Here is a 15,594-nt window from a genome sequence, read left to right on the forward strand (position 1 = left end):
GCTTCGCCTACGCTGTCCGAATGCCTGCCGCACGTTCCGTCCGTTCGCCGCGCGCCCGGATCCTCGGTTTCATCCGGCGTCACGGCGGATCGGTGCTCGGGTCGATCACGGCGACCACCTCGGACTCGGTGGTGCTCACCTTCGACGACGGCCCTGACCCTGACCAGACGCCGCGGGTGCTCGACGCACTCGCAGAGCACGATGCCACCGCCACGTTCTTCGTGCTGGTCACCCGGGTGCGGGAGTATCCCGCACTCTTGCGGTCCGTGTCGGCGGCAGGGCACGAGATCGCCCTCCACGGCGGCGATCACCGCGCGCTGACGAGCTTCTCGGGCGCGGAGGCGGCGTCTCGACTCGCGCGGGCCCGGATCGAGCTGGAGTCGGTGACGGGGACAGCGGTGCGGTGGTACCGCCCGCCCTACGGCGCCCAGTCCCCCACCAGCTGGCGTGCGGTGCGTCGGACCGGGCTGGTTCCGGTGCTCTGGTCAGGTACGCTGCACGACTCCGCCGCGGTCGACGCTGCCCGACGCGCGGGAGCCACCGACCGCGCCGCCGCCGCCGGGCGCATCGTGCTGGCCCATGACGGCATCGCCGACGAGCGCGACGGGGTGACCGATCCGCCGGCGCCTGTGGCCGATCGCGCCGCGCTCGCCCGCGACTTCCTGGGTCTGTGTCAGGACCGGAGGCTTCCGGTGCGCTCTCTCCACGACGCGCTTGCGGCCGGTGCCACCCCTGTCCGCACCCTGGAGCTCACCACCCTCCGCTCCGGCTGACGTCCCCCTGCCCTGCTCGCGAGAAACCCAAGCAAGTCCGAGAAACCCCGCGTTGCAGGGTTTCTCGGCCGTGCATGGGTTTCTCGCGGCGTGACACGGGGCGAAGGCGGCGGCCCCGGGAGCGTTTGGCATGCCTAGGCTGAAGGGCATGACTCAGGCGATCCAGTACGAACAGCTCGGCGGCCCCGAAGTCCTCACGCTGCGCGAGGTCGATCTGCCCGCGACAGGACCAGACGAGATCCGGATCCGGGTCGAGGCTGCGGGAGTGAACCCCGTCGATGGCAAGCTGCGCTCCGGACTCCGCGCATCGCCGCCGTTCACCGGTCCGCGAGGCACCGGCCACGACGGGGCGGGCATCGTGACGGAGGTCGGTGCCGACGTCGACGGGTTCCGCGTGGGTGATGCCGTCGCATTCGGCAACGCGCACGGCGCGTACGCAACGGACGTGATCGTCGCCGCCATCGACGCCGCGCCGCGTCCCTCGTCGGTGTCCGCCGCCACAGGGGCCGCGCTCGGCATCCCCGCCGGAACGGCGTATCAGACCATCCGATCCCTCGCCGTCAGCGCGAACGACACCGTGCTGGTGCACGGTGGCTCCGGCTCGGTCGGCCAATTCCTGATCCAGTACGCGCGGTTGGTGGGTGCCACCGTCATCGCCACCTCCAGCGAGCGCCGTGCGGACCTGGTCCGAACGCTCGGTGCCACGCAGGTGGACTATGGCCCCGGACTCATCGAGCGCGTGCGCGCCATCGTCCCGGACGGTGTGAGTGTCGCGATCGACGCGGCCGGGACTGACGAGGCGAACGAGGCGTCTGTCGCGTTGGTCCACGACCGCTCGCGCGCGGCAACCCTGGTGCGCGGTGCCGATGCCGCAGGCTGGGGCATCCGCGCGTTCCGCGGCGGCGGGCCCTCGCCCCTCACCGCGCAGGAGGAGGCGTGGCGTCGGGAGGCTCTGCCGCTCACGCTGTCGCTGCTCGCCGCCGGAGCGTTCCAGGTGGAGCTGGGCGAGAGCTTCCCGCTGGCCGACGCAGGAAAGGCGCAGGAAGCCGTCGACGCGGGCACCGACGGCAAGGTCGTCGTCGTTCCCTGATCACGCGGTGGAAGATGAAAATCGCACCTCCGGCGGCGTCGGGAGGTGCGATTTTCATCCCGCATCGACGGGCGAGGCTCAGGCGCCGGTGGCGACCGGAAGTCCGGGGGTGTTCGACCAGGCGCTCCACGAGCCGAGGAACACCGACACGGAGCGCCCCGCGACCTCGGCGGCAAGAGCCGCCTGAGCCGCCGTGATTCCCGACCCGCAGTAAGTGGCCACCTTCGCATCGGCCGTGGCTCCCACCGCATCGAACGCTGCAGCGATCTCGGCGGGCGAGCGGAACGTGCCATCCTCACGGAAGTAGGCGACGGAGGGCAGGTTGACAGCGCCCGGAACGTGGCCGGCGATCGGATCGTACGGCTCGACATCGCCGCGGAACCGCTCGGCCGCTCGCACGTCCACCAGCACGCCGTCCCTGGGCCACGCGGCCGCAGTGTCGATGTCGATGCCGGTGGGAAGCTCGCCGAGGGTGATCGTGCCGGGGGTGGGCACGACATCGTCGGTGGCCAACTGCCCGCCCGCCGCGATCCAGGCGGGAAGACCGCCGTCAAGCACGCGAATGTCGACACCGGCGCCGCGCAGGGTCCACCAGGTGCGCCCGGACGCCAGCGTGGAGCCGCCGTCGTAGACCACCACGCGATCGCCGTCATTCAGACCCCACCGACGCGCGGCGCTCTGCAGCGTCTGCTGCGACACCTGCGGGTGACGGCCTTCCGCGGGCGCGCCGTGGGAGGTGAGCTCGTCATCGAGCGGCACGTAGACAGCACCGGGGAGGTGGCCGGCGAGGTAGTCATCACGGCCATCCGGCTTGACCAACTGATAACGCACGTCGAGAAGCCGCGGCGCCTCCCCACTGGCGATTTCGGCGATGAGTTCTGCGGCGGAGACCAATGCGGACATGGCTCCATCCTGCACCCTGCTGAGAGCACTCACGAACACCTCCCCCGCCCCGCCGACGCCCGATAGGCTCGGCTGCATGACTGCTTTGCGATGGGGAATCCTGGCCACGGGCGGTATCGCTCATTCGTTCATGTCGGATCTTCGCGTCGCCGAACGTGACGTCGTCGCCGTCGGGTCGCGGACCCAGGAGAGCGCCGATGCCTTCGCGGCCGAATTCGGCATCCCCCGCGCCTACGGATCGTGGGCGGACCTGGCCGCAGACCCCGATGTCGACATCGTCTACATCGCCACCCCGCACCCGCAGCACGCCGAACCCGCACTGCTCATGATCGAGGCGGGAAAGCACGTCCTCATCGAGAAAGCGTTCACGCTCAACGCCGCCGAGGCCGCACAGATCGGCGATGCAGCGGCAGCGAAGGGGGTGCTGGCGATGGAGGCGATGTGGACCCGCTATCTCCCGCACATGATCCGCATCCGCGAGATCCTCGCCGCGGGCACGCTCGGCGAGGTGCGCAGTCTCACGGCTGATCACACGCAGTCGATCACCGCGGACCCCGCGCACCGGCTGAATGCGCTGGAGCTCGGTGGCGGTGCGCTCCTTGATCTCGGCATCTACCCCATCTCATTCACGTGGGATGTGTTCGGTCGTCCCGACCGCATTCTCGCGGCAGCGCGGAAGATGCCGACCGGGGCCGATGAGGACCTTGCCACGATCTTCACGTATCCGAACGGTGAGATCGCCACCACGTTCAGCTCATCGCGCACGAAGGGGCGAAACACCGCAACGATTCTCGGCACCGACGCGCGCATCGAGATCGCGGGTGTCTGGTACGCGAAGACCTCGTTCCAGGTGATCGCCAACGACGGCACCGTGCTGGAGAGCTACGAGTCCGACTACGACGGTCGCGGCCTCTACTTCGAGGCTCTCGCCGCCGAGCGGCTCGTGGCCGCCGGCGAGTTCGGCGGGGATATCCTCACCATCGATGAGACGGTGGCCATCATGGCGTGTCTCGATGAGATCCGCTCACAGATCGACCTGGTGTATCCGGGCGAGAGCACCGACTGAGAGACTGAATTCATGGCTGACGCTTCCGGCCGCGTTGCGGTGTACCTGGACTTCGACAACATCGTGATGAGCTGGTACGACAGCGTTCACGGACGCAATTCGTATGGACGCGACCGCCAGCGCATCGCGCAGGATTCGAGCGACCCGGAGATCGTGGCGCGACTCACCGAGGCGCGCGTCGACATCGGCTCAGTCATCGACTTCGCGGCGAGCTTCGGAACCCTCGTGTTGACCCGTGCCTACGCCGACTGGTCCTCGCCCGTGAACGCGGAATACCGCGACCAGCTCGTCGCCCGCGCGGTGGATCTGGTCCAGCTGTTCCCGGCCGCCGCCTACGCCAAGAACGGCGCCGACATCCGTCTGGCGGTCGACACGGTCGAGGACATGTTCCGCCTGCCCGACCTCACGCACGTGGTGATCGTGGCGGGCGATTCCGACTACGTTCCGCTCGCGCAGCGCTGCAAACGACTCGGTCGATACGTGGTGGGAATCGGCGTCGCCGGCTCCACCGCCAAGTCGCTCGCGGCCGCATGCGACGACTTCGCCACCTACGACTCGCTTCCCGGCGTGCTTCCCGACGAACCCGTCGCCCCGGCAGAGCAGACGGCCAAGCGCCCCACACGACGGGCCAAGAAGGACGATCCGGAGGTGCTGGCCACACAGCTGCTGGAGCGCGCTCTGCGCACAGGACACGAGAAGGACGACGCGGACTGGCTGCACTCCTCCGCCGTCAAGCAGCACATGAAGCGCATGGATCCCTCCTTCAACGAGAAGGCGCTCGGATACTCGTCGTTCTCGGAGTTCGTGAAGGCCCGCGGCACGGTGGCAGAGCTCGAGGAGACCGGTCACGAACGGCTCGTGCGATTGAAGCCCCGATCAGGCAAGGGCTGAGTGGCCGATTCCCCCGAGGCTGAATACGGTCTCACCGAAGCACAGCTGCGCGAGCTGCTGCGCGCCGACCGCCTGGCGTACGCGGAGGACCCGCTCACGCTGATCGCCTCCGGGTGGGACAACGACATCTGGCGACTCGGTGACCGCCGCGCCGCGCGGGTTCCGCGCCGCGGGCTGGCAGATCAGCTCCTGCGCAACGAGCAGCGGGCGCTGCCCGCCATCGCGCAGCGGCTCGCGCCGAGCGGCGTCACGGTGCCTGCTCCGCTGCACATCGGCGCTGAATCGGAGCTGTTCCCGCACCCGTGGTCGGTCGTCCCGTGGGTCAGCGGAGTCGCCGCCGGGGACCGCCCTCGCCGGGAACGCTCGGTCTGGGCGGCGGATCTCGCGCACGCTCTTCGGCTGCTGCACATTTCGTGCGGGTCGGATGCGCCGATCAATCCGTACCGCGGCGTGCCGCTTGCGGAGCGCGCCGAGACTGACGCTGCCCGTTTCGCAGCCATCGAAGCACCCGTTGCCGCTCGAGTCGCGTGGGAGCAGGCGGTAGCGGCACCCGCGCACGCCGGACCGCCGGTGTGGATCCACGGCGATCTGCACCCGGGAAACCTCGTCATCGATGGGCCTCGACTGGCGGCCATCGTGGACTTCGGCGACGTAGCCGGGGGCGACCCGGCCTACGATCTCGCGGCGGCGTGGCTGCTGTTCGACTCCCGCGGTCGGCAGCTGTTCATCGAGCGCACGGCGATCCCCGACGACGCGCTCTGGATGCGGGCCCGAGGATGGGCCGCTGCCGTCGGTGCGATTCTGCTGGCACAGAGCGATGATCGTCCCGACTACGCGGCGCTCGGCACCGAGATCCTGACGGAAGTCGCCGCTGACTCCTGAATCGCCCGTGACCGCGCCCATAGACTGGGCAGATGGGCTGGTTCGGACGCAAGAAGGATCTGGAGACTCCCGAGGAGATGCTGGCGCGATTCCACGCCGAATCTCCCACCCCGTCTTCCACCGCCGCAACACCCGTGGCGGCGTCCGCCGGGGGGATGCTGAGCGTGGAGGATGTGTTTCAGATCACCGGTCGCGGCACCGTTGCCACCGGGATCGTCCAATTCGCCCGGCTGTCCGTCGGGGATCGCATCACGATTCAGCGCGCAGCCGGCGGTTCGCAACCCGCCACGGTGAAGGCGCTGGAGACCCTCGGACACCGAGCCGCTATCGCAGAGCCGGGCACCCGCGTCGGCGTGCTGTTCCTCGAACGCGTCACGGTGGCTGCCGGCGACGCCATCACCTTCTGATCGGAGCGCCATGACCGTTCCCCGCATCCTCACCGATGACACCACTCTGGATGTCGATCGCAGCGACACCGACTACGAGGCGTGGCTCACGGAGGCCATCCGTGCCGTCGATGCGGACGCTGTACGCAGCGCCGACACCCACCTGCTGAAGTTCCCGCTGCCGATCGGCTGGGGCATCGACCTGTATCTCAAGGATGAGTCCACCCACCCCACCGGGAGTCTGAAGCACCGACTCGCGCGCTCGCTGTTCCTGTACGGGCTCGTGAACGGCTGGATCCGGCCGGGTCTTCCCGTGATCGAGGCGTCGAGCGGTTCGACGGCGGTGTCGGAGGCCTATTTCGCGCGACTGATCGGCGTGCCGTTCATCGCGGTCGTTCCGCGCACGACGAGCGCCGAGAAGACACGGCTGATCGAGTTCGCCGGCGGTCGCATCCACTACGTGGACGAGCCAGGAGCGGTGTACGCGGAGTCGGCTCGGCTGGCCGCCGAGACCGGCGGTCACTTCATGGACCAGTTCACCTACGCGGAGCGGGCTACCGACTGGCGTGGCAACAACAACGTGGCGGACTCGATCTTCCGCCAGATGAAGGCCGAGCGTCATCCGATCCCGGCCTGGGTGGTGACGACGGCGGGGACTGGCGGCACGTCGGCCACGATCGGCCGCTATGTCCGCTACCCCCGCCGTGGCACGCGCGTGTGCGTGGCCGACCCGGAGAACTCCTGCTTCTTCGAGGGCTGGCGCACCGATGACCCCGCGGTGCACTGTGCTACCCCGTCACGCATCGAGGGAATCGGTCGCGGCCGCATGGAGCCCAGCTTCCAGCCCGGCGTGATCGATCGGATGATGAAGGTGCCCGATGCGGCATCGATAGCCGCGATCCACGAGCTGCAGCAGCGCACCGGATGGCAGGCGGGCGGCTCGACCGGCACCGGGCTGTGGGCGGCATTGCGGATCGTGGCTCAGATGCGCGCCGCCGGCGAACGCGGCAGCGTCCTCACTCTGCTGTGCGACGGCGGCGAACGCTACGCTGACCGCTACTACTCCCCCGACTGGCTGAGCGAGCAGAACATCGACCCGGCTCCCTACCGCGCAATGATCCAGGAGCTGCTGGACTGCTGAGCCTATCCGCCTGTCCGAGCGATCCGGTCAGGACGGCGAACCCGACGGCGGCGCTGGCGTGGACGCCGCCTCGTGACGGCCTACGCCGCGCAAGAGGCAGATCGCCACGGCCACGACCACGGCAAGTGCGTAGGCAAGCAGCTGAAGCGGCTCCCGCAGCGTGGGGAGAACCAGCATGATCAGCAGGGCGAGCGCCGCACAGACGACGCCCACCAATGCAGCGGAGACGACGCCCGCCCAGACCGGGGAGGTGCGAACCCACCGATTCCCGAGGACAAGACACCCCCAGACCGCGAGCGTGATGAGCACGCAGATCGGGACGGCCACGACCGCGCCGAGCAACGGAAAGAGCACGAACGAGAGGAGGGTGCCGTACCGGGACTCCGTCGTGATCGCGGGGGCGACTTCGACGAGATAAACCACGACGACACTGCCCAGGAATGCCAGGAAGAGCGACCACGCGGTCGCCCCGGGCGAAGATCTTCTCGTCATGTCCATGTGAGTGGGCGTGCTAGCAGGCCCGCCGTGACACGAAGGGCGCTCAGGACCCGGCGCTGTAAAGATCGAACCCCGGGGCGAAGCGGACGGTCTTCTCCCCGGCACGGATCGGGAACGGGAGCCGATTCGACAGCGGCGGCAAGGGGCAGTTGAACCACATCGAGAATCCGCACGGCGGGATGACCGAGCGGTTGAAGTCGACCTCGACGGGCAGGCTCTCGCCCGGGCGCAGGTCACGCCACTGCGGTGGCAGGTCGACCCAGAGGAACCGACCGGTGCCGTAGGTATCGGTGCCGTTCGTCGTGTCGGCGAAGACCAGCTGCACCGAATCATCGTCGCCGGCATCGAAGGGCGCGAGTCGGTACTCGACGCCCTCGTGGGTGAAGACGACGTCGCCGGAGGCACCGTGCTGGCGCAGGCGTCCACCATCGGCGATGTGCTCGAACGACACCACGCGCTCCTCGGCCACCAGCTCGAAACGACCTTTCAGCACCCAGGACTCGTCGTAGTCGTACGCGTCGATGCCCTCGAAGGCCGAGCGCGTGGGTGCCTCGTCGTCCCAGACCCGGTAGCCGCGCTGCAGCCCGCCGTGGTCGAGGTCCTCGCGCTCCAGCGTCGTGAGCCGCACGGTGTCGGCCGCTGCGCGCTCCGTCGGGATCTCGGTCACGCCGGGCGCCAGCCAGGTAGTCTCCACGAGCGCCAGCGGACCGGTCGGTCCCGTCACAGAGGCGCTGCGCTGCCGGCGGAACTGGGCGTACTCGTCGCTCTGAATGCTCACTCATTCAGTCTTCCATCCCCGGGGCCACCGGGGCTCGATACCCGTAACGCAACGAAGGACCGGACGGGTGTCCGGTCCTTCGTTGCATCTCTCAGACCAACGCCTCCTGCGGGACGAGCACACGCAGCTCGTCGCCGACGACGTCCACGACGACCGTGTCTCCGGCGCTCAGCGCACTGCCCACCAGCAGATCGGCGATCTGATCGTCGATCTCGCGCTGGATCAGGCGACGGAGCGGGCGAGCGCCGTACTCCACCTGGTGTCCGTTGCGCGCGATCCACGCGGTCGCGGCCTCCGTCACCTCCAGGGCGATGCCCTGGCCCTCCAGCCGATCGCGGGTCTCGCGCATCAGCAGACCGACGATCTGCTGCAGCTGCTCGGGGTCGAGCTTGCGGAACAGCACGATCTCGTCGATCCGGTTGAGGAACTCCGGCCGCATCTGCTCGCGGAGCCGCCCCATGATGCGCTCGCGCAGCTCGTTCTGTGAGCCGAATCCGGTCTCACCGCCGCCATCCGCGAGGAAGCCGATCGCCCCGCCACGACTGGCGAGCAGTTCGCCACCGATGTTGCTGGTCATCACCACGACGGTGTTGCGGAAGTCGACGGTGCGACCCTGGCCATCCGTCAGGCGTCCGTCATCCAGCACCTGCAGCAGCAGGTTGAAGATGTCCGGGTGCGCCTTCTCGATCTCGTCGAACAGCACGATCGAGTACGGATTGCGCCGCACGCGCTCGGTGAGCTGACCGGCGTCGTCGAAGCCGACGTATCCCGGAGGGGCACCGATCAGCCGCGACACGGTGTGACGCTCGCCGAACTCGCTCATATCGAAGCGGATCACGGCGTCGTCGTCATCGAACAGGCTCGCCGCAAGCGCCTTGGCCAGCTCGGTCTTGCCGACGCCCGTGGGACCCAGGAACAGGAACGAGCCGACCGGACGGCGCGGATCGCTCATGCCGGTGCGGTTGCGCCGCACGGCGCGGGCAACCGCGGAGACCGCATCATCTTGACCGATCACGCGGCGGTGCAGCTCCGTCTCGAGCTCCGCCATGCGCTCCCGCTCGGTCTCCGTCAGGCGCGACGCCGGGATTCCGGTGGCGCGAGAGATGACCGCGGCGATCTCGGCTTCACCGATCACCGGCAGCACACCGGCTCGGGTAGCGGTTGAGAGCTGGCCCTCCACCTCTGCGATGCTGTCGCGGAGGGCGCTGGCCTCCTCGTAGCGCTCCGCCATGACGGCGGCGTTCTTCGCCGCCTCCAGCTCACCCAGCCGCGTGCGCAGCGCCGCGGTGTCTACGACGGCGCCGGAACGCAGTCGCACTCGGGCGCCGGCCTGATCGATCAGGTCGATCGCCTTGTCCGGCAGCACACGATCGCTGAGGTACCGGTCGCTCAGCTCGACGGCGGCGCGCAGCGCGTCGTCGGTGTAGGTGACGTGGTGGTGGTCCTGGTACGCGTCGCGGAGGCCGTGCAGGATGGCGATGGCGTCCTCGATGCTCGGCTCGCCCACACGCACCGGCTGGAACCGGCGCTCCAGCGCGGGGTCCTTCTCGATGGTGCGGTACTCGGCCAGCGTCGTGGCGCCGACGAGGTGCAGTTCGCCACGAGCGAGTCGCGGCTTCAGGATGTTGCCGGCGTCCATCGCACCCTCGCCGCCAGCGCCCGCCCCGACCACCGTGTGGATCTCGTCGATGAACACGATGAGGTCGTCCTTGCGCTCCGCGATCTCCTCGAGCGTCTTGGTCAGGCGCTCCTCGAAGTCGCCGCGGTAACGCGTGCCGGCCAGCATGGCCGGCAGGTCCAGCATGATCACGGAGCGGCCCCGCAGCTGCACCGGAACGGTGTCGGCGACGATCGCCTGCGCCAGCCCCTCGACGACGGCCGTCTTTCCGACGCCTGCCTCGCCCACCAGGACCGGGTTGTTCTTGGTGCGGCGGCTGAGGATCTCGATGGTCTGCTCGATCTCGTCCTCGCGGCCGATCACGACGTCCAGCTCACCCGCGCGAGCGCGTGCGGTGAGGTCGGTGCCGTAGGTGTCCAGCATGCTCTGCTGCGCCGCGGCCCCCTCGGCAGTGGACGGTGTCTCCGAAGCCGCGGCCACGGATTCGCGGACGCCTTGCACGAGCGCGTCGGCAGTCACTCCGTGCTCGGCGAGCACGGCGCCCGAGGGCGTATCCTGCGCCAAGACGAGCGCGAAGAAGAGGTGCTCCGGATCGATGTAGGTGGAACCGGACGAGCGCGCCACTTGCAGCGCGTGAAACAGCGTGCGACGAACGGACGGCGTGATCACCGCGCCATCGGCGCTGATCGACTCCGCCGCGGAGGGCAGACGGGACTCGACCGCGCGCACCAGCGCGGCGACATCCGTGCCGATCCGACGCAGCGCATCGTGAGCGGGAGTTGTGTCCAACAGCACGCGCAGGATGTGCAGCGCGTCGAGTTCGCTCTGCCCCCGGCCCAGCGCGTAGCGTCCGGCGCTCTGCAGAAGCTCCTGGGTGCCGGCGCTCAGGAAGCGCGCGAGGTCAATCGATCGCGCGGCACGCGCGCGCTCGCCCTCCAGGTAGCGGGCGAGGAAATCGTCGAACGAGTTGCCGCCGTCGGCGGCGCGGTCATCAGGCACGATACCTCCAGGTTGAAACTTGAGTTGCCTTCACTCAAGTTTCAACACAAAGGAGGTTCAGCTATTCCCGACTTCCGCCACGATCACCTGATAACCCGCTGAGCGCAGCGCCTCGACCTGTTCCGCACTGACCGCATCGTCCGTGATCACGGTGTCGAACAACTCCGCTCCCCCGATCGCCGCGAACGATCGCGTGCCGATCTTCGAGGAATCGACCACCAGGACCGCCCGCTCGGCCCGCTCCGCCATCAGGCGGTTGACCGCGGCTTCCCGCTCGTCGCTCGCCGAGGCGCCGACCGCCGCATCGAGGCCATTGGCACCGATGAAGGCGATGTCGAGATTCATCGCCCCGAGCACAGAGTCGGCGTAGCTTCCGACCACCTCGTACGAGCGCGCGTGCAGTACCCCGCCGGTGATGACGGTCTTGATCTGATCCCGCGCGGCGAGGTGCATCGCGATGTTGATCGCGTTGGTCACCACGGTCAGCCCGGGCTCCGGCGACGGATCCTGCAGATCCGCGCGAGACATCAGTGCGTCGGCGATCGCGGTGGTGGTCGTTCCCCCGCAGAGGCCGATGACTGCGCCGCGCGGCGTGAGCTCGGACGCCCGCGCTGCAATCGCGGCCTTGCTGTCGACGTGTCGCTGATTCTTGTAGCGGAGCGGAAGGTCGTAGGCCACGGAGTGCGCGACCGCACCGCCGCGCGTGCGATTCAGCAGCTGCTGCTCGGCAAGCGCGTCGAGGTCGCGCCGCGCGGTCGCGGGCGACACCTCCAGTCGCTCGACGATGTCCTCCACCTCGATCCGACCGGTCTCGCCGAGCAGATCGAGGATGGCGGAGAGCCGCTGATCGCGATTCACGAAGACTGCCCGGCGAACAGGCGGAGCAGTCGCTCGGCTTCGGCGGACAGCGCGGCCCGACCCGCGGCGACGTACTTGCGCGAGTCGACCACGGCGGGGTTCTCCGCGAGGTAGGCGCGAACCGCCCCCGTGAAGGACGCGTTCAGGTGGGTCGAGACGTTCACCTTCACCAGTCCGGCGCGGATGCCCGCGACGATGATCTCGTCTGCGACCCCCGACGAGCCGTGCAGCACCAGCGGCACGGGAACGGCGGCGGCTAGACGTTCGATGAGCTGGAGATCCAGCGAAGCGGTGCGCTCGGTCATCGCGTGGGAGGACCCGACCGCCACGGCCAGGGAGTCGACGCCGGTGTCGGCGACGAACTGCGCGGCTTCGCCGGGATCGGTGCGCACACCGGGAGCATGAGCGCCGTCCTTGCCGCCGATCTCCCCCAGTTCCGCCTCGACAGATACCCGTGCGGCGTGTGCTGCGGCAACCACGCGACGAGTTGCCTCGACGTTCTCCGCGAACGGGAGCTTCGCCCCGTCGTACATCACCGACGTGAAGCCGAGATCGATCGCGGCGAGCGCGAGTCCCTCACTTTCGGCGTGGTCCAGGTGCACAGCCACCGGAACGGCAGCGGCGTGCGCAAGGGCCAGGCTGGCCCGAGCAACCGGCTCCAGCGAGCCATGGAACGAGACGCAGTTCTCCGAGATCTGGAGGATCACCGGCAGCCCGCTGCGTTCCGCGGCCGCGACCAGCGCTTCCGCCGTCTCGAGATGCAGCACATTGAACGCGCCGACGGCGGCGCGCTCCGCCGCCGCAGCGGCGAGCAGGTCTGCGGTTCGGGCGAGGGTCATGAGGCTCCTTCGACGGGTGACGCTGCGGACACCGGGCTGATGATGACGTCGGCCGTGCGGCGGGCGATGTCGGGATCCAGCTCGCCAGCCTGCGGTGCAGCGACTGCGGCGGCACCCCAGGCTGCGGCTCGGCGGGCGAGCACGTCCAGGGCATCGGGGGCGGCGAGGTCGGGATCGTCGGCGAGCGAAACGGCGATCGCGGCCGATACGGCATCGCCCGCTCCGGTGGCGTTTCCCCACACGATCTCGGGGAAGCGGGCGCGCACGGCACGACCGTCGCGATGGACGAGCAGCATCCCCTCTTCGGCTTGCGAGACGAGCACCAGCACGGGTCCGCGACGCAGCAGGTCCCGCGCTCCCAGGATCACGTCGGTGGCCCCGGTGGCTTCGGCGAGTTCGTGGTGGTTGGGCTTCAGCGCCGTGGCTCCGGCTTCGGCCGCGTCGATCAGAGCGGCGCCGCTCGTGTCGACGAGGACCGGGACTCCCAGAGCTCGGATCTCCGCAATGGCGGTGGTGAGGACCACCGGATCCGCACCGCGCGGCTGGCTGCCGCTGATGACCACCGCGGATGCCTGTGCGGCGGCCGACAGCACAGCACTCCACAGCTCGGCCGTCTCCGTCATCGTGGGTGCCGTGCCGTACTCGTTCAGCACCGTCGCCGATGCCGCGGTATCGTCCACGAGCGTGAGGCTGCGCCGGGTATCGGCGACCACCGGGATCAGTCGATGCGGCACGCCGGATGCGTCCAGCTCGGCTCGCAGCTCGGCACCGATTGCACCACCGGCTGTCGTGAGCGCGGTCACGCGTTCACCCTGCTGATGCAGGACGCGGGCGACGTTGAGCCCCTTCCCCCCGGCACGCGACAGCGCGGCTTCCACCCGGTGCGAGTGTCCCGGCTCCAGCCGGTCGACGCGCCAGGTCATGTCCAGCGCCGGATTCGGTGTCACGGTGACGATCACGAGAGCACTTCCCGGGCGCGCAGTGCTGATCCGAGCAGCCCGGCGTCTTCACCGATCGCAGCCGGAATCAGTCGCGGCCGACGATGAAAGGACAGCAGGGCGTCCACCCGCTGCGCGAGCGGCTCGAACAGCAGCGGACCGGCCTGTGCGAGTCCGCCGCCGATCACGATCGCCTCGGGAGCGAGAACACCGACCAGCCGAGCGATCTGCTGAGCGAGGGCATCGAGAGCTTCGTTCCAGACCGCGTCGGCGAGGGCGTCACCCGCACGCGCCGCAGCGAGCACATCGCGGGCTCCCGGGAGCGATGTTCCGCTGCGCGCGGCAAAACGACGCACGATCGCGCCCGCGGAGGCCACGGTCTCCAGGCAGCCGACGGCACCGCACGGGCAGGGGTCGCCGTTCGGGTCCGCGAGGGTGTGGCCGAGTTCCCCGGCGTAGCCGCCCGAGACGAGAATGCGTCCGTCAGTGACGATCGTGCCGGCAATTCCGGTGCCGATGGGAATGATCACGAGATCGCGAAGTCCACGGGCAGCGCCCAGTTCGAGCTCGGCGCGCGCGGCAGCGCGGACGTCGTGGCCGAAGCCGATCGGCAGATCGATCGCGTCCTGCAGCATCGCGGCGATAGGCGCCTCTCGCCAGCCGAGGTTGGCGGAGAACACCCCGATTCCGGTCGCCTCGTCGACGAGTCCGGGAACCACCACTCCGACCGCGGCGATCGCGGTCTCCGGATGGCGCTCACGCAGCTCGGCGGCGAGGCGCGCCACCTCCGCGACAACAGCCCCGGCCGCGTCCTCGCCGCGCGCTGTCGCCGTGCGACGAAGGTCGCGTATGGCGCCCGATTCATCGATCAACGCCGACTTGGTGTCGGTGCCACCGACATCGAAGGCGAGGACGGCGGCGCCGGGGCCGAGGGATGTCATGCGTCGAGGATCACGGCACGCGTCAGGTTGCGCGGCTTGTCTGCATCCAGGCCACGACGGCGCGAACGCTCCAGGGCCACACGGTGCAGACGCACGAGGTCGGCCATCGCGTCGATGTCACGGTGCTCGAAGCGCGCTCCGGTGCGAGCGACGTCAGCGGCGATCCCCTCCGGCACCTCGCCGAACGCCCAGGTCACGCGTCCCGGTGCGGCGATCGCGATCGGACCGTGGCGGTACTCCATCGCGTAGTAGGCCTCAGTCCAGGACTGCGACGACTCGCGCATCTTCAGCGCCGCCTCGTTCGCCAGGCCATAGCTCCAGTGGGTGCCGAGGAAGCTGAACTGCTCGGCGTTCACCAGATCGTCGTCGAGGTCCTCCGCCAGCACGGCGCGTGCGTCGGCGATCGCCGCGGTGAGGTCCTCCCCCAGCGAGGCACGAAACAGCGCCAGCGCCGTGGTCGCGAATCGCGTCTGCACGACGGAGCGCTCGTCGGCGAAATCGAGCACGACCACCTCGTCGACCAGGTCCACGAAGGGCGAAGTGGGATCACCGGTGACGCCGATCAGCGCAACGGTGCCGCGCAGCTCGCGCGCGATCGCGAGGATCTCAGACGTGGTGCCCGACCGTGTGAGCAGCACGATGGCGTCGTAGCCGCGACCCAGCGGAGCCTCGGTCGCCGTGAAGGCATCGGTCTCGCCGTGTCCGCCGCGCTCACGCAGGTCGGCGTACGCCTGGGCGATGAACCAGGACGTGCCGCATCCGACGACCGCGACACGCTGTCCGCTCGTCGGGAGCTTCTGCTGCTCCGCGGTCATCGCGCTGGCACGCGCCCAGGTGTCGGGCTGACTGGTCAGCTCTTCCTCCATGAATGCGCCCGGAGTGGCCTCGGTCATCATCGCTCCCATCATGAATGCGTTCACTCATGATTGCAGATGATTGATCCCGCGCGCAAACGATCATTTGCGATCTCGGAATCAGTCACTTCCCATCAAT

General features: G+C 69.1%; 16 protein-coding genes. 7 read left to right on the forward strand and 9 right to left on the reverse strand.

The features are described from left to right. Nucleotides 1–20: 20 nt before the first annotated feature. Together ACI3KU_RS05685 and ACI3KU_RS05690 are read left to right on the forward strand one after the other, a co-directional pair. Nucleotides 21–773 (forward strand): polysaccharide deacetylase family protein, encoded by a 753-nt coding sequence (locus tag ACI3KU_RS05685; RefSeq protein WP_404921324.1) that lies wholly within the window; start codon nucleotides 21–23, stop codon nucleotides 771–773. A 148-nt stretch (nucleotides 774–921) separates the two neighbouring features. After that, complete coding sequence (locus ACI3KU_RS05690) at nucleotides 922–1,863, forward strand: NADP-dependent oxidoreductase (protein ID WP_404921325.1); 942 nt, start codon at nucleotides 922–924, stop codon at nucleotides 1,861–1,863. 78 nt (nucleotides 1,864–1,941) lie between these two features. On the opposite strand, the gene ACI3KU_RS05695 is transcribed toward ACI3KU_RS05690, so the two are convergent. Beyond that, the gene (locus tag ACI3KU_RS05695; RefSeq protein ID WP_404921326.1) at nucleotides 1,942–2,766 is read right to left on the reverse strand and encodes a sulfurtransferase; all 825 of its coding nucleotides are present in this window, start codon (nucleotides 2,764–2,766) and stop codon (nucleotides 1,942–1,944) included. Nucleotides 2,767–2,842: 76 nt separating this feature from the next. Between ACI3KU_RS05695 and ACI3KU_RS05700 the strand changes: the two genes are divergently transcribed. Genes ACI3KU_RS05700 through ACI3KU_RS05720 form a run of 5 tightly spaced genes read left to right on the forward strand, consistent with a single transcriptional unit; the run spans nucleotide 2,843 to nucleotide 7,132 of the window. Next, the gene (locus tag ACI3KU_RS05700) at nucleotides 2,843–3,832 is read left to right on the forward strand and encodes a Gfo/Idh/MocA family protein (RefSeq protein WP_404921327.1); all 990 of its coding nucleotides are present in this window, start codon (nucleotides 2,843–2,845) and stop codon (nucleotides 3,830–3,832) included. 12 nt (nucleotides 3,833–3,844) lie between these two features. Beyond that, nucleotides 3,845–4,723, forward strand: coding sequence for an NYN domain-containing protein (locus ACI3KU_RS05705; protein ID WP_404921328.1), 879 nt, complete (start codon nucleotides 3,845–3,847; stop codon nucleotides 4,721–4,723). Continuing rightward, entirely contained in the window at nucleotides 4,724–5,605 is an 882-nt protein-coding gene (locus tag ACI3KU_RS05710; RefSeq protein ID WP_404921329.1) for an aminoglycoside phosphotransferase family protein, read from the forward strand. It begins immediately after the preceding gene. A gap of 32 nt (nucleotides 5,606–5,637) precedes the next feature. Beyond that, nucleotides 5,638–6,012 (forward strand): hypothetical protein, encoded by a 375-nt coding sequence (locus ACI3KU_RS05715; protein WP_404921330.1) that lies wholly within the window; start codon nucleotides 5,638–5,640, stop codon nucleotides 6,010–6,012. Nucleotides 6,013–6,022: 10 nt separating this feature from the next. After that, nucleotides 6,023–7,132, forward strand: a complete 1,110-nt coding sequence (locus ACI3KU_RS05720; RefSeq protein WP_404921331.1) for a PLP-dependent cysteine synthase family protein — start codon at nucleotides 6,023–6,025, stop codon at nucleotides 7,130–7,132. Nucleotides 7,133–7,159: 27 nt separating this feature from the next. On the opposite strand, the gene ACI3KU_RS05725 is transcribed toward ACI3KU_RS05720, so the two are convergent. From ACI3KU_RS05725 to ACI3KU_RS05760, 8 genes are all read right to left on the reverse strand, one after another. Next, complete coding sequence (locus ACI3KU_RS05725) at nucleotides 7,160–7,624, reverse strand: hypothetical protein (RefSeq protein ID WP_404921332.1); 465 nt, start codon at nucleotides 7,622–7,624, stop codon at nucleotides 7,160–7,162. A 49-nt stretch (nucleotides 7,625–7,673) separates the two neighbouring features. Next, complete coding sequence (locus ACI3KU_RS05730) at nucleotides 7,674–8,408, reverse strand: DUF1684 domain-containing protein (RefSeq protein ID WP_404921333.1); 735 nt, start codon at nucleotides 8,406–8,408, stop codon at nucleotides 7,674–7,676. A 91-nt stretch (nucleotides 8,409–8,499) separates the two neighbouring features. Further along, nucleotides 8,500–11,025, reverse strand: a complete 2,526-nt coding sequence (locus tag ACI3KU_RS05735) for an ATP-dependent Clp protease ATP-binding subunit (protein ID WP_404921334.1) — start codon at nucleotides 11,023–11,025, stop codon at nucleotides 8,500–8,502. Between the two features lie 57 nt (nucleotides 11,026–11,082). Then, the gene (locus ACI3KU_RS05740; protein WP_404921335.1) at nucleotides 11,083–11,883 is read right to left on the reverse strand and encodes a DeoR/GlpR family DNA-binding transcription regulator; all 801 of its coding nucleotides are present in this window, start codon (nucleotides 11,881–11,883) and stop codon (nucleotides 11,083–11,085) included. Next, entirely contained in the window at nucleotides 11,880–12,722 is an 843-nt protein-coding gene (locus tag ACI3KU_RS05745) for a ketose-bisphosphate aldolase (RefSeq protein WP_404921336.1), read from the reverse strand. Before ACI3KU_RS05745 ends, ACI3KU_RS05740 begins: the two co-directional genes overlap by 4 nt. Next, nucleotides 12,719–13,681 carry a 1-phosphofructokinase family hexose kinase gene (locus ACI3KU_RS05750; protein ID WP_404921337.1) on the reverse strand — a complete coding sequence of 321 codons (963 nt, stop codon included), beginning with the start codon at nucleotides 13,679–13,681 and terminating at the stop codon, nucleotides 12,719–12,721. The genes ACI3KU_RS05745 and ACI3KU_RS05750 overlap by 4 nt, the downstream gene beginning before the upstream one ends. Beyond that, nucleotides 13,678–14,601: an ROK family protein gene (locus tag ACI3KU_RS05755; protein ID WP_404921338.1), complete on the reverse strand. Its 924-nt coding sequence runs from the start codon at nucleotides 14,599–14,601 to the stop codon at nucleotides 13,678–13,680. Before ACI3KU_RS05755 ends, ACI3KU_RS05750 begins: the two co-directional genes overlap by 4 nt. After that, entirely contained in the window at nucleotides 14,598–15,494 is an 897-nt protein-coding gene (locus ACI3KU_RS05760) for an SIS domain-containing protein (protein ID WP_404921381.1), read from the reverse strand. The genes ACI3KU_RS05755 and ACI3KU_RS05760 overlap by 4 nt, the downstream gene beginning before the upstream one ends. Nucleotides 15,495–15,594 lie beyond the last annotated feature (100 nt).

This window comes from Microbacterium sp. ZW T5_56 (assembly GCF_044987425.1).
Classification (GTDB): domain Bacteria; phylum Actinomycetota; class Actinomycetes; order Actinomycetales; family Microbacteriaceae; genus Microbacterium.

Excerpts from the sequence above, each read along its gene's own strand:
- ACI3KU_RS05715 (WP_404921330.1), top strand. The coding sequence starts at position 5,638 with ATGGGCTGGTTCGGACGCAAGAAGGATCTGGAGACTCCCGAGGAGATG.
- ACI3KU_RS05725 (WP_404921332.1), bottom strand. The coding sequence starts at position 7,624 with ATGACGAGAAGATCTTCGCCCGGGGCGACCGCGTGGTCGCTCTTCCTG.
- ACI3KU_RS05690 (WP_404921325.1), top strand. The coding sequence starts at position 922 with ATGACTCAGGCGATCCAGTACGAACAGCTCGGCGGCCCCGAAGTCCTC.
- ACI3KU_RS05700 (WP_404921327.1), top strand. The coding sequence starts at position 2,843 with ATGACTGCTTTGCGATGGGGAATCCTGGCCACGGGCGGTATCGCTCAT.
- ACI3KU_RS05720 (WP_404921331.1), top strand. The coding sequence starts at position 6,023 with ATGACCGTTCCCCGCATCCTCACCGATGACACCACTCTGGATGTCGAT.
- ACI3KU_RS05705 (WP_404921328.1), top strand. The coding sequence starts at position 3,845 with ATGGCTGACGCTTCCGGCCGCGTTGCGGTGTACCTGGACTTCGACAAC.
- ACI3KU_RS05755 (WP_404921338.1), bottom strand. The coding sequence starts at position 14,601 with ATGACATCCCTCGGCCCCGGCGCCGCCGTCCTCGCCTTCGATGTCGGT.
- ACI3KU_RS05745 (WP_404921336.1), bottom strand. The coding sequence starts at position 12,722 with ATGACCCTCGCCCGAACCGCAGACCTGCTCGCCGCTGCGGCGGCGGAG.
- ACI3KU_RS05695 (WP_404921326.1), bottom strand. The coding sequence starts at position 2,766 with ATGTCCGCATTGGTCTCCGCCGCAGAACTCATCGCCGAAATCGCCAGT.
- ACI3KU_RS05685 (WP_404921324.1), top strand. The coding sequence starts at position 21 with ATGCCTGCCGCACGTTCCGTCCGTTCGCCGCGCGCCCGGATCCTCGGT.
- ACI3KU_RS05760 (WP_404921381.1), bottom strand. The coding sequence starts at position 15,494 with ATGACCGAGGCCACTCCGGGCGCATTCATGGAGGAAGAGCTGACCAGT.